At 64.1% G+C, this 12,786-nt stretch carries 11 protein-coding genes and 1 pseudogene; 9 read left to right on the forward strand and 3 right to left on the reverse strand.

From position 1 onward, the window contains the following. The 8 genes and pseudogenes from F3H87_RS21865 to F3H87_RS18160 all read left to right on the forward strand — a co-directional run. Positions 1–235 (forward strand): annotated as a pseudogene (locus tag F3H87_RS21865) (hypothetical protein); the annotation flags it as partial. Next, entirely contained in the window at positions 232–1,254 is a 1,023-nt protein-coding gene (locus F3H87_RS18130) for a branched-chain amino acid ABC transporter permease (RefSeq protein ID WP_149789317.1), read from the forward strand. The pseudogene F3H87_RS21865 and the gene F3H87_RS18130, both read left to right, overlap by 4 nt. Beyond that, complete coding sequence (locus tag F3H87_RS18135) at positions 1,251–2,009, forward strand: ABC transporter ATP-binding protein (protein ID WP_223228120.1); 759 nt, start codon at positions 1,251–1,253, stop codon at positions 2,007–2,009. Before F3H87_RS18130 ends, F3H87_RS18135 begins: the two co-directional genes overlap by 4 nt. Next, positions 1,996–2,715, forward strand: a complete 720-nt coding sequence (locus F3H87_RS18140; RefSeq protein ID WP_223228121.1) for an ABC transporter ATP-binding protein — start codon at positions 1,996–1,998, stop codon at positions 2,713–2,715. Before F3H87_RS18135 ends, F3H87_RS18140 begins: the two co-directional genes overlap by 14 nt. Further along, on the forward strand, positions 2,705–4,357 hold the full coding sequence (locus tag F3H87_RS18145; protein ID WP_223228122.1) for an AMP-binding protein: 1,653 nt from the start codon (positions 2,705–2,707) through the stop codon (positions 4,355–4,357). The genes F3H87_RS18140 and F3H87_RS18145 overlap by 11 nt, the downstream gene beginning before the upstream one ends. 66 nt (positions 4,358–4,423) lie before the next feature. Then, the gene (locus tag F3H87_RS18150; RefSeq protein WP_149789318.1) at positions 4,424–5,092 is read left to right on the forward strand and encodes a TetR/AcrR family transcriptional regulator; all 669 of its coding nucleotides are present in this window, start codon (positions 4,424–4,426) and stop codon (positions 5,090–5,092) included. Further along, positions 5,089–6,741 (forward strand): class I adenylate-forming enzyme family protein, encoded by a 1,653-nt coding sequence (locus tag F3H87_RS18155; protein ID WP_149789319.1) that lies wholly within the window; start codon positions 5,089–5,091, stop codon positions 6,739–6,741. The genes F3H87_RS18150 and F3H87_RS18155 overlap by 4 nt, the downstream gene beginning before the upstream one ends. Positions 6,742–6,872: 131 nt before the next feature. Continuing rightward, positions 6,873–7,577: an IS6 family transposase gene (locus F3H87_RS18160; RefSeq protein ID WP_149789320.1), complete on the forward strand. Its 705-nt coding sequence runs from the start codon at positions 6,873–6,875 to the stop codon at positions 7,575–7,577. A gap of 234 nt (positions 7,578–7,811) precedes the next feature. Here F3H87_RS18160 and F3H87_RS18165 read toward each other — a convergent pair whose 3' ends face one another. Together F3H87_RS18165 and F3H87_RS18170 are read right to left on the reverse strand one after the other, a co-directional pair. Then, positions 7,812–8,345 carry a maleylpyruvate isomerase family mycothiol-dependent enzyme gene (locus F3H87_RS18165; protein WP_149789321.1) on the reverse strand — a complete coding sequence of 178 codons (534 nt, stop codon included), beginning with the start codon at positions 8,343–8,345 and terminating at the stop codon, positions 7,812–7,814. Further along, positions 8,342–9,442, reverse strand: a complete 1,101-nt coding sequence (locus tag F3H87_RS18170) for a cupin domain-containing protein (RefSeq protein WP_149789322.1) — start codon at positions 9,440–9,442, stop codon at positions 8,342–8,344. The genes F3H87_RS18165 and F3H87_RS18170 overlap by 4 nt, the downstream gene beginning before the upstream one ends. Before the next feature lie 284 nt (positions 9,443–9,726). On the opposite strand from F3H87_RS18170, the gene F3H87_RS18175 reads away from it, so the two are divergent. After that, positions 9,727–11,862: an acetate--CoA ligase family protein gene (locus F3H87_RS18175; protein ID WP_188129258.1), complete on the forward strand. Its 2,136-nt coding sequence runs from the start codon at positions 9,727–9,729 to the stop codon at positions 11,860–11,862. A 33-nt stretch (positions 11,863–11,895) separates the two neighbouring features. Here F3H87_RS18175 and F3H87_RS18180 read toward each other — a convergent pair whose 3' ends face one another. After that, the gene (locus F3H87_RS18180) at positions 11,896–12,678 is read right to left on the reverse strand and encodes an IclR family transcriptional regulator (RefSeq protein ID WP_149789324.1); all 783 of its coding nucleotides are present in this window, start codon (positions 12,676–12,678) and stop codon (positions 11,896–11,898) included. Between the last annotated feature and the right edge of the window lie 108 nt (positions 12,679–12,786).

Consider the following 12,786-nt stretch of genomic DNA (forward strand, 5'->3'; position numbering starts at 1 on the left):
GAAATCCGAAAGGGCAAAAGTGGACGACTTTTACGCCGCCCGCGACAACACTATGCCGTCGCTACCGTGGCCGAGTATTGCTCCGCCGTTCACAGCAGCCTTGCTGCTGGGCATGATCGAAAGTTTCGGCACTTATCTGTTCCCGCAGTATCCGGGCATCTTCTTCCTGCTGGCGCTGGCGGTCATTTTGCTGGTCAAGCCCTCGGGGATCATGGGCAAGGAGCAGACCGCATGATCGACTATCGCGTAAGGTTCCGTACAAACCTGGTGATCGCCGCCTGCGGTCTGGCCGCGTTCGCGGTGGTGCCATTTGTGGCCAATAGCGGGCTGTTGTTCCTGGCCGGTCTGGTTGCCATCAACATCGTCTTCGGTCTGTCGTGGAACTTTCTGTTCTCGGGCGTTGGATTGCTGAGCTTCGGTCATGCCATGTTCTTCGCGGGTGGGGCATATGGCATGGCGCTGATCACGCGGCATGTCCCCGAAATGCCGTTTCTGCTCGCACTTGTGCTGGGCGCGGCCTGCGGTGGGCTGATTGCGCTGGTCTTTGGCGTGGTTGCCCTGCGCCGGGCCAGCGGGGTCTACTTCGCGGTTCTGACCTTGGCCTTCTCAGAGCTGATTCACATCCTGATCACCAAGACCACCTTTCTGGGCCGCAATGACGGGCTGACCGGCATCCCGCGCCCGGTGATCGAGCTTGGTTTCGGAACGCTGAACCTGACCAGTGCGACGGCCTATTATTACTTTATCATCATCGCGATGACGCTGGTGGCGGTCATGATGTGGTGCTTTCAGAATGCACCGGCCGGGCGTTTGCTCCAGGCTATCCGGCAGGACCAGATGCGCACCGCTTTCCTGGGCACACCGATCCAGGGCTGGCAATTGACCGCCTTTGTCATCTCGGGCACGGTTGCCGCCTTCTGCGGTGCGGTCATGGTGCCGTTCACGCAGATCGCCTCGCCCGAAATCGCTTATTGGACCGTTTCGACCCAACCGATCCTGTTCACCCTGCTGGGCGGCGCCGGGCAATTCTGGGGGCCGGCGGTGGGGGCCATTCTGTTCGGCGCTATCGACTATGGAACACGCACTATGCATGGGTTGTCCGAGATCACTGTGGGCGTCCTGCTTTTGGCAGTTGTGCTGATTATTCCGGGTGGCTTGCTGGGGTTGCTCAAGCGCCGCCGCGCGGCTGCAAGCAAGTCCGCCCGCTCTGAAACCGCTGGCGAACGGACATCCGAAACGGAGGCTGGCAAGTGACCCGGATCATGGAAGCACGCGCCATGCACAAATCCTACGGTCAGGTAAAGGTGCTGGAGGATGTCAGTTTCGATCTTGAGGAAGGCGAAGCGCATGTAGTCATCGGGCCGAACGGTGCTGGCAAGACCACGCTTTTTCGCTGCCTGAGCGGGGAAACCCGTATCAACAGTGGCTCGATCATGCTGAACGGCCAGGATGTGACGGGGCTTGCAGGTTGGCAGCGCGTTCAGCGTGGCATCGGGCGGTCATTCCAGGTCGCACGGATATTCCAGGACATGTCAGCCTTTGAAAACCTGATCGTGGCGATCGAGACGCGAGAGCGCAGTGAAAAGGGTCTTTGGGCCAGTTTCGGCCATATCGCGCCACGGCGAGCCGTGATGGACGAGGCTGAACGCCTGGTTCATGAACTGGGGCTCGAGGGGACGCTGGACGACCCGGCCGGAACCCTGTCGCATGGCGACAAGAAGCGGCTGGAACTGGCGATGAGCCTTGCATTGCGCCCCAAGGTTCTGATGCTGGATGAACCGACTGCGGGGATGTCACCATCTGACCGATCTGAAGCTGTGCGCCTTATTTCAGATGTGCGTGCCCGGTATGGTCTGACGCTTCTGCTGACCGAACACGACATGGAGGTGGTGTTCGGCCTCGCGACACGTCTGACAGTTCTGCATCACGGCGCGATCATCGCCTCGGGCGAGCCGCACAAGGTGCGCGCAGATGCGCGCGTAAGGGAGGTTTATCTTGGCCAGCACTGAACCCTTGCTCAAGGTACGAGGCCTGAACGCCTATTACGGCGGCAGTCACATCATCCAGGATGCCGCACTGCGCGTGGAGCCCGGTGAAAGCGTGGCGCTTTTGGGCCGCAATGGCGCAGGCAAATCCACGTTGATGAAAAGCCTTCTGGATGCAGGCCCCCGCGTGACGGGTGAGATCATGTTCGACGGTGTTGCTCTGGCGGGGGTGGCCACCGATGCACGCACCCGGCACGGCCTGGTTCTGGTGCCCGAAGACCGGCGGATCTATCCCAACATCACCGTGGCCGAGAATATCGCGCTTGGCCGTCACGCCGCCCGACCCGGTGCGAAAGTCAACAGTGACGAGATCTATGACTTGTTCCCGTTGCTCAAGCCATTGCTGCAGCGTGCGGGCTACCAACTTAGCGGCGGGCAGCAGCAACTGGTTGCGGTTGCGCGCGGCCTGATGGGTGCGCCGCGTCTTTTGCTGCTTGATGAGCCGGTCGAAGGGTTGGCCCCTGTCGTGGTCGATGAGATCGCCCATGATATCGGGCGCATCCGGCAGACCGGCGAGCTTGCGCTGCTGATCGCGGAACAGAACCTTGGCTTTGCGCGCCGCGTCACTGATCGGGTCGTGCTGATCGACAGCGGGCGTATCGTCTTTGATGGAGGCTGGGATGCCTTTGACGCCGACCCGCAATTGAAGGAGCGTTACCTTGCAGTCTGAATCCATGTCCAAACCGCAGGGCGGGTGGCCACTGCGTTTCGCGCCGGGCGAACGTGAAGCCCGCCGGGCTTCGGGGGAATGGCCCGGCCTGACATTGGCTGATAGGGCAACCGAAAGGGCCGAGCTGCAACCCGAGGTGATCGCCGTTATGGACGAGAAGGGGGCAGTTGACTATGCCACCTGCCTCGCACGCGCCACCGACGTGGCGCGTGGGCTGCTGGAACTGGGGATTGCCCCCGGCGATACTGTCAGCTTTCAACTGCCGAACTGGACCGAGGCGGTGATCCTGAACCTGGCATGTGCCCTTGGCGGGTTTGTCATCAATCCCGTGATACCCATCTATAGGCAGGCGGAACTGGCCTTTATCCTGGCCGATTGCCGCGCGCGGATCGCGTTCATTCCAGGGGAGTGGCGTGCGGTCGATTATGCCAAGATCTATGACGAGCTTCGCCCCGACCTGCCCGATCTGGCCCATGTCGCCAGCGTGCGCGGGAGTGGGGAGCTGACCTTCGACGCGATCGAGGCGCTGGGGCAAAGCGTCAAACACCCGCTGAAGGCGGCAGACCCCGACAGCGCCAAGCTGATCATCTATACTTCGGGTACAACGGGTCTGCCAAAGGGCGTGATTTATTCGCACAACCAGTCGCGCCGTCCGCTGTGGTCCAGCATGGAGGCTTGGGGGTTGAGTGCGGGTGACACGCTGTTGATGCCCAGCCCGGTTACCCATGTTACGGGGTACTCCTATGGAATGGAGATGCCGTTCCAGTTCGGTACACGCAGCGTGCTGATGGAGCGTTGGGACGCGGCGAAGGCCGTCGAGATTTCCCGTCGCGAAGGTGTGGACTTCATGATCGGCGCCACGCCCTTTCTGGCCGAACTCGTAGATCAGGCGGGACGGCAGGGAGAGCGGCTGCCCAACCTGCGTGTCTACGGTTGCGGCGGGGCTGCCGTGCCCCCAGCGCTGATCGACAGGGCCAACCGTCACTTCGTCAATTGCCGCGCTTTCCGGGTATTTGGAAGTTCTGAATGTCCCATGGTTACGCAGGGCTGTCTTGATGACACGGAACTTGCCGCGCATAGCGATGGGCGGGTAACGGATTGGGACGTCAAGGTGGTCGATGACGCGGGGCTCCCCCTACCCGCCGGGAGGGAGGGCGAGATTCTGGCCCGTGGTCCTTCGCTGTTCCGGGGGTACACCGACCCCGCCGCCACCAAGGAATCTTTCGACGGCGAAGGGTATTTTCGCACCGGCGATCTGGGCATCGTGACCGAAGATGGCATCCTGACTGTCACTGGCCGCAAGAAGGATATCATCATCCGCGGCGGCGAAAACCTGAGCGCCAAGGAAATCGAGGATGCCCTGCACACACACCCTGCCATCCGTGAGGCCGCTGTCGTTTCGATGCCGCATGACCGGCTGGGCGAGGGCGTCTGCGCCTACGTGATCCCCGCCGTGGCCGTGCAGGTGCCGCCTTTGGCCGAGATGACAGAGTTCCTGCTGGACTATGGGTTGGCGCGGCAGAAATGCCCCGATCTTTTCGAAGTCGTGGATGACCTGCCCCGCACCGCCTCGGGGAAGGTGCAGAAACATGTTCTGCGCGCGCGCATCCGCGACCTTCTTGCCGCCGAGGGCACAGGCTAACGGCGACAAGGCGTCCCTGCCTTGCCCAGGGCCCGCCCGGTCGCATATGCAGGCAAGGTCAAGAGGGTGAAAGATGATATGGCAAAACGCGCTCGGAAAGCACAGGAGACACGGCAAAACATCCTTGATGCGGCTGCTGTGGTTGTAGGTCGGTATGGATATGGCAAAGCCTCGATAGGGCGCATCGCCGAAGAAGCAGGTGTGGCCCATGGTTTGATCTACTTGTACTTCAAGAACCAGCAGGATCTGTTCGACCAGTTGCTGCCTCATGTGGGCGAAGCCATGCTGCGTTTCATCGCCGAAGTGACGCTGGATGCCTCGACCTTTGCCGAGCGCGAACGCAAGGGCCTGGATGCCAACTTTGAATTCCTTCAACGGCATCCCGCCCTGCATCGTATCCTGAACGAAGCGGCCTTTTTCGCGCCTGAAGCCCACCAGCAATATCTGCGCCGTATGGCGGGCGGTTACACGCGGTCGCTGCAGCGCGGCTGGGCCACAGGCGAAATCCAAGGATACGATGAGAGTGAGCTCGAAGTCATTGCCTACATGATGATCGGTGCGCGCGAATACCTGCTGGAACGCTATGCGGCCCAAGGCACCGTGATCACTGATCTGCCCGCCGAGGTTAAGAAAACATATTTGCGGATCGTGGCGCGAAGCCTTGGGTTGGATGACAGTTTGATGTTCCCCGACCAGAATGATCCTTCCAGGTCGGCGTCACGCGCACAGCCATGACAGACAAGAATACTCAGTATCAGGGCCGTTTGGCAGATCAGGTTGATCATGATGGTTTGAGTGTTCCTGCGCTTATGGAGTTGCAGGCTCGCACACGCGGCGACGCGCTGGCGCTGTCGGCGATGACATGCGGGGCCGAACGCCGACGCCTGACTTATGCCGAACTGAACGCGGCAAGCCGACGCGCGGCCACGCGGTTTCAAGACATGGGGATGCAGCCGGGCGATCGGCTCGGGATCTATCTGACCAATGATTGGGCGCTGGAGTGTTTCGTTGCCGCCCTTGGAGCATTGAGGTTCGGAGCCGTGGTGGTGCCGTTGAACACCCGCAGTTCGGCAGCAGAGCTGTCGCATGCGATTGCTTTGACCGCACCATTCGCCATCCTGAGCAACGCCGATGGCCGCGCGCCCTTGGACGCGGCAGTTGCCCTGACAAAAGCCCAGGGCGCCATATCGCCCGTCAGCATAGATGCCGGGCACATCACGGAACCCGGTGACGAACAGCCACAGATACCCTTGGACGATCCGGGGGCAGATGCGCTGGGATGTCTATTGTTCACGTCCGGCACCACGGGAAAGGCCAAGGCGGTGATGCACAGCCATCGCACGATGATCGCGACGGGTCACTGCAGCGGCGGTGCGTTGGGCCTGCGTTCGGATGACGTATACCAGGGCGCTTTCCCGTTCTTCACCAGCTCGGCGCTCAATCTTGCGGGCATGTCATGTTGGGTCGCCGGGGCCGGCCTGGTGATCGAAGGCCAGATTGACACCGGCGCCCGGCTTGACCTGATCCGTAGCGAAGGCACGCGTTTCTACCACGGTGTGCCCTCGATCCTGAACTTCATGATACAGGCCCATGATACGGCGCGGCATGACCTGCGCGGGTTGCGCGTCATCGCCAATGGCGGCGCTACAATGCCGGGTGAACTGACCGAGCGGATTGCGAGAACATGGCCCTGGGTGGATCAGGTTCAGATTTATGGGATGACCGAAAGTGGCCCGGCTGGCACGGTTTTGCCGTCCGATCGCCTTGCCGAAAAGGGCGGATCCGTCGGGCGGGCAATGGCGGGATTGAACGTGGAAATACTGGATGACGCGGGCCACCCCTTGCCCGCAGGCACGATGGGCGAGATTGCTCTGACAGGTGCGCCTGTGGCCTTGGGCTATTACCGCAACGCGGCCGCCACCGCCGCGGCCTTTGACGGGCGGCGCATCCGCACGGGTGATGTCGGGCAGCTCGACCGCGACGGTTTCCTGTGGTTCGGGGATCGCAAGAAAGACCTGATCAACCGGGGCGGATTGAAGATAGCCTCGGTCGCGGTCGAGAACGCGCTTTATCGTCACCCAGATGTGCTGGAGGCTGCGGTGATCGCCGTGCCGCATCCTCATCTGGGAGAAGATGTCGCCGCCATTGTCACGGCGCGACCCGGGAGGGCGGGCGATGCTCTGGCGGTCGCATTGCAGGATATGTGCCGCGAGGAACTGGCCGATTATGCCGTGCCGCGTCGTATCCTGTTTCGTGAGAGCCTGCCGCGCAATCCGATGGGCAAGATCCTGAAGGCCGATCTGCGCCGCATCATGGCGGATGAAGTAGCAGCGCGCGATGCGACGGACCGTGTGAAAGACGACGGAGAAGAGGACTGCACATGACCCCGGACGGGCAGGGTGCTATACGTACGTCACTGGAGTTACCCTTGGCGGACCCGCCTGACTATGGGCGCCATGATACTGTCAAAGAAAACTGGGTTTAGACGGGCAGGGCGGTTTCGTAGCGTTCGCGTATGACAAAACCCGATCCATTCAAATACTTTACAACGAGCCGTGAGATCATCCGCCTGGCGGTGATGTTGTACGTGCGGTTCCCACTGTCTCTGAGAAATGTCGAAGACCTGCTGCACGAACGCGTTATCGATGTGAGCCATGAAGCCATTCGATATTGGTGGCATCGGTTCGGGCCGATGTTTGCATCGGAAATCCGAAAGCGGCGGATTTCCGGGATGAAATCCAGCAACTGGTGCTGGCATCTGGATGAGATGTTCGTGAAGATCAACGGCGAGCGCCACTACCTCTGGCGGGCTGTGGATCACGAAGGCGAAGTCCTGGAAAGCTTTGTGACCAAGACGCGAGACAAGAAGGCGGCGCTAAAATTCCTAAGGAAAGCAATGCGCAAGCACGGACGCCCAGACGTCATTGTCACGGACAGGCTGCGTTCGTACGGCGCCGCGTTGAAGGAGATCGGCAATGCAGATCGACAGGAAACGGGGCGTTGGCTGAACAACAGAGCGGAGAATTCACATCTGCCGTTCCGACGGCGAGAACGGGCGATGCTGCGCTTCCGACGCATGCGAAGTTTACAGAAATTCGCCGCCGTCCACGCCTCGATCTACAACTTGTTTAATTCGGAGCGCAGCCTTTCCTCCAGGTCACATTTCAAATCGAACCGCGCCGCGGCCTTGACCGAGTGGCGTGGTCTCTGCACGGCATAAGGGACAGGCATTCTGTCCTTGTGGAGACTGGTTCGAATTTGTCTGGCAGCACCCTCATCGGTCTGACAGCTCCCTTGCGGACGATCTCGATCCCGCATTGCGCGGCGTAACGCCTTTTGGGGAGCTTCCGAGGCAGGTGCTGGTGGAAAACGAGCAGGCGGCATTTCGCGGCAGTGGCGCGGCCTGCATCTTGCCACTGCAGGGGCAGGCGGGGAAACGGCGATTTGCGTCGTGTCAGTCCTTGTTTTCCAGCTGCGCAGCGGCTTCGGACAAAAGCCTTGCGCGCAGGGCGGGCAGTTGGTGCACCGGCATCTGCGACCCGTCGAGGAGGCGCACATGGCGGTCCCACCCGGAGTCTTCGAGGTCGCGCCATTCGACATCGAGATGCACCCGGGAATGGTCGAACAGGTGTCGCAGGGCGCGGGGGGGCAGGGTAGCACCGTGCGCGATCTCGGCGTCGCGGGCCTCGGGCGAGGGATACATCGGTTGTTCGACGCCGCTGCGCACGCCTTCGATCAGCCGTGTCAGCGCGCGCGCCTGGTAGCTGACGCCGGCCACAACATGGGCGCGGGTCAGGCCCGGCACCGATGACGGTGCGTAAAGGGCGTCGTCGGACAGGTCGTTCAGCTTGCGGGCGAAAAGGGCGGTCGCGCGTCGGGCCAGCAACAGCTCGTCATGCGGTGCCTGTGCCGCGTCATAGCGCGCGCCCGCGCCCTGCCGCGCGCGCAGGGCATCGCGCGCGGCCTGTTCTTCGGCTGTCAGTTTCACGCGCCGCCTACCTGCGTCCGCATGAAGTGCAGCCGCTCCATGATGGGGGCATCGGAAAAGCGGAACAGGTCGAACTGCGTTTCGGCCTGAAGCGACCAGGACACCCACGAGGGCACGACGAAGATATCGCCTTTTTCCAGCGTCCTCGTCTCGCCGCCCAGAACCACGGTGCCCTTGCCTTCGAACACCTGGAACACGGTCGACCCGACCTCTTGCCGGGCCGGGGTTTGGGTGCCGGCGCGCAGGCGGTGAAACTCGCACCGGATGGTGGGCATTACGTCGCCGCCGGTGGTCGGGTTCACATAGCGGATGGCCGCGTGGCCCTGTTCGACGGTGGCGGGCTGGCCCTCGTCCTCGAGCAGCAACTGCTCGGTCAGGGCGCGGTCGGTGAATTCCCAGCGATAGGCGCCGATGGGCGAACTGACGGTGTCGTTCAGCTGCGACAGCGGGCGCAGGCCCGGGTGACACCAGAGCCGCTCGCCCTGGCTGTAGTTCGGCGTGGCGTTATCGGTCACCCGGTCCGAGCCGAACTCGAAAAAGCCCACGTCCATCTGCTGGCTGAACGGAATGTCGAGCCCGTCGATCCACGCCATCGGTTCGGTGGCGACGTTGTGATGGCCGTGAAAGTTCCAGCCCGGGGTCAGCAGCAGGTCGCCGCGGCTCATGCGCACCGGGTCGCCGTTGACCACGGTCCAGACGCCTTCGCCCTCGACGACGAAGCGAAACGCGTTTTGCGAATGGCGGTGCTCGGGGGCATTTTCGCCGGGGCAAAGATACTGGATCGCGCACCATAGCGTCGGGCTGATATAGGCGTTGCCGCCCAGGCCGGGATTGGCCAGGCCGATGGCGCGGCGTTCGCCGCCGCGGCCGACCGGCACCAGCTCGCCCGATTTTTCGGCCAGGGGCAGCAGGTCGGACCATTTCCAGACATGCGGCAGGGCCCGGGGTTTGGGGGTGATCGGCATCAGGTCGCCCAGCTGGGTCCAGAGCGGCAGCAGGTTGGCCTGTTCGAACCCCTTGTAAAGCGCGCGCAGCTCGGGCGTGTCCTCGGGCTGCATGCCGTGTTCGACCGTGTCGTGCGTCGTTGCCTCGGTCATGTGGTGTCCTCCTGGTTTCTCGGCGCAGGCGAGCCGCGCGGGGGGCGGGCAGGGCGGTTTCCACCGGTTCGCACCGGGGCCAACCGGCCATATCCCCACCTTGTCCGGCCGTGGTTTCCGCGTGCGGCGGTCTCTCTCCCGGAAAGGACGGACAAGGCTGCGGGGAACCTAGACATGTTTTCCATAATATGCAAATAGTTTTCCAAAAAGGAAATATGCGGAGGCCGGACCCGGGCGTTGACGCGCCCCGGGGTCGCGCCGGCCTGCCGCAAGGAGGAGACGTGATGATGACGCAATACGGCAGCACGGCCGGCGGCGATACCGGTACAGGGTCCGCCGGCGAGCGGACCCGGCGCGAAAACCTGGACCGCATGTTCAACCCGCGTTCGATCGCTGTTGTCGGCGCCTCGCGCGATCCGGCCAAGGCCGGGTCGCAGGCGCTGGCCACGCTGGCGGGGTTCCCCGGCACGCTGGTGGCCGTGCATCCGCGCGAAACCGAGATCCGGGGTGTGCCCTGTTACCCCGGCCTGGCCGATCTGCCCGAGCCTGTCGACCTTGCCATCCTGGCGATTCCCGCGCGGGCCTGTGTTCAGGCCGCGGCCGAGGCCGCGGCGCGTGGCGTCGGCGGTGTCTTTATCGTGTCGGGCGGGTTCGGCGAAACCGGGCCCGAGGGCGCCCGGCTGGAACAGGATCTGGTCGATATCTGCCGTCACACCGGGTTGCGCCTGCTGGGGCCGAACACGTCGGGTTTCGTGAATCCGGCGGCGGGCTGCATCGCCAGTTTCGTGCCGGGCGTCGACACGCTCGCGCCCGGACGGATCGCGGTTCTCGCCCAGTCGGGCGGCGTGAACCTGAGCCTCGGTTACCTGCTGAACGGCCTGGGCGAGGGGGTGTCGATCGCGGCGGGGTTGGGCAATGCTGCCGATACCGATACGCGCGACATGCTGGAACTGTTGGCCGAGGACGACAATACCGACGCCATCGCCCTGCACCTGGAAGGCGTCAACGACGGGCGGGCGCTGTATGAAACGCTGTGCCGCGTGACGCCGCGCAAGCCGGTGGTGGCGGTGGTCGCGGGCCGGGCGGATATCGGCGATTTCGCGGTGTCGCATACCGGCAACCTGATGGGATCGCGCGACCGGACCGTTGCCGCGCTTGTCCAGGGCGGAGCCGTCGTCGTGGATACGCTGGACGACCTGGCGCAGGCGGCAGCCGTTTTGGCCCGTCGACGTTTACCGCCCAAGCCGCGTAGCGCAATGACGCTGATCACCGGGCAGGCCGGGCCGGGGTTGCTGATCACCGACGCGCTGAAGACCGCCGGAATCGACCTGCCCGAGCTGGGGGGCGCCACGCTGGAGCGGATCGGCGGGCTGTTGCCGCCGATGACCTATATCAGGAATCCGATCGACACCGGACGGCCCGGGCCGGGTTTTCCCGATATCGTGCACGCAGCGGCGCAGGATGCGGCCATCGACGCGGTGCTGGTGTTCGGGATCAGCGAGCCCTCGGTTCTGGACCCGGCGCAGGCGCTGACGCCCGCGCACGAGGCCACGGGCAAGCCGGTGCTGTTCGGCACGCTGGGCCCCGACGGAGACCTGGAAAAGGCGCGGCGCGACCTGCGCGCCTCGGGCACCCCGATGGTGCTGGGGCCGGACCGGCTGGCGCTGGCGGGGATCGTGCTGGACGCGGATGCGCGCCACCAGTGGCTGCTGGCGCAGCGCGGCGACGCGCCCGAAACGCCCGACGCGCCGGGGGGCGCAGCGCTGACCGGCCCCATCGACGAAAGCGCGGCCAAGGCGTTGATGCGGTCCTATGGCATCGCGGTGCCGCGCAGCATGTTGTGCGAAAGCCGCGCTGCGGCGCAGCGCGCCTTTGCCGATCTCGACAAGCCCGTGGTGGTCAAGATTGCCGCTGCGGATGTTGCCCACAAGACCGAACTGGGCGGGGTCGTGCTGGACGTGCGCGACGCTGCGCAGCTTGACGCGGCGCTTGACCGGATCGCACGCATTCCGACGGCAGCGCCGAACCGTGTGTTGATCGAGGAAATGGCCCCCGCCGGGGTCGACCTGATCCTGGGCGGGGTCCGTGACCCGTCATGGGGACCGTGCGTCGTGATCGGGCTGGGCGGGGTGCTGGCCGAGGCGGTCGCGGATTCGGCGGTGGCGATCGCGCCGGTGGGGCGGGCCGACGTGGCGCACATGCTCGACAGTCTGCGTGGCAAGCGGATGCTCGACGGGTTCCGCGGCCTGCCGCGTTGCGACAGGGCGGCGATTGCCGACGCCGCCGCCGCGATTGGCCGGATAATGCGGGACCACCCCGGGATTTCCGAGGTCGAGATCAACCCGCTGCGGGTGAATGAGGTCGGCGCGCTGGCGCTGGATGCGCTTGTCGTGCTGGGCGACGACGCGGGCGTGCAATAGGCATCGACCAATCGGCGGTGGAGCGGGGCCGGTTCAGCCGGCTTTCCGCTCGACCGATTTCTCGGCGCAATAGGCGGTCAGAATGCGCACCTGATCGGAGTCGGGTGCCAGAATTGCCGGGTCGGTGCCGACCAGGGTAATGGCGGCCTGCGCCTCGCCTTGCCAGTCCAGGATCGGTGCGCTGACCGCGATCAGTCCGGGAATGAAGCGGCCCTCGACCGTTGCGAATCCCTGTTTGCGCAGGCGGGCGACCAGCGCGGCCACGCTTGCCTTGGTCGGCTCGACATCCTGCAATGCGCCCGACTGGCGCGCCAGGCGCCTGATCTGGCTGTCGCGGGCGGGGGCGATGGCGCGCGGCGGCCCCCAGGCCAGGAACACCCGCCCTGTGGCCGAGTTGAGCAGCGGCAGTGTGGTGCCGAGCCCCATGGACGTATCGGTGGGTGAGGCGCCCCTTTCCCATCGCACGACGGTTGCGCCGTCATTGGCCCAGACGGCCAACAGCACGGTCATCCCGGTTTCGGCCGACAGGTCGGGCAGGCCCTCGGTCGCGGAGTTCACGAAATCGTGCCGCGTCAGCGCGGCAAGCCCCATCTGCAACGCGGCCGGGCCCAGATCGTAGCGCCCCGAGCGGCCCTGTTGCTTGACCAGCCCGGCCGAGACGAAGGACGCCAGGTAGCGGTGCACCTTGCTGGCGGGCATGTCATGCGCGCGGGCGATTTCCGACAGGGTGGTGGCGCCGTTGATGGACACCAGGTGATTGAGGACGCTGAGGGCCGCATCGAGAGACTTGAGGCCGTGATTGCCTTCGGCTGACATGGTTTTCCCCCATTGCTGGCCGGGTTTCGTTCATCTGTGCGGGTGGTCCGTTCCGCCCGAATCCGCCCCGAATCGCCGCCCCGACTGGTGCCGGGCTCCATGCGGATC

Origin of the sequence: Lutimaribacter pacificus (assembly GCF_900142185.1) — a bacterium.
Classification (GTDB): Bacteria; Pseudomonadota; Alphaproteobacteria; order Rhodobacterales; family Rhodobacteraceae; genus Lutimaribacter; species Lutimaribacter pacificus.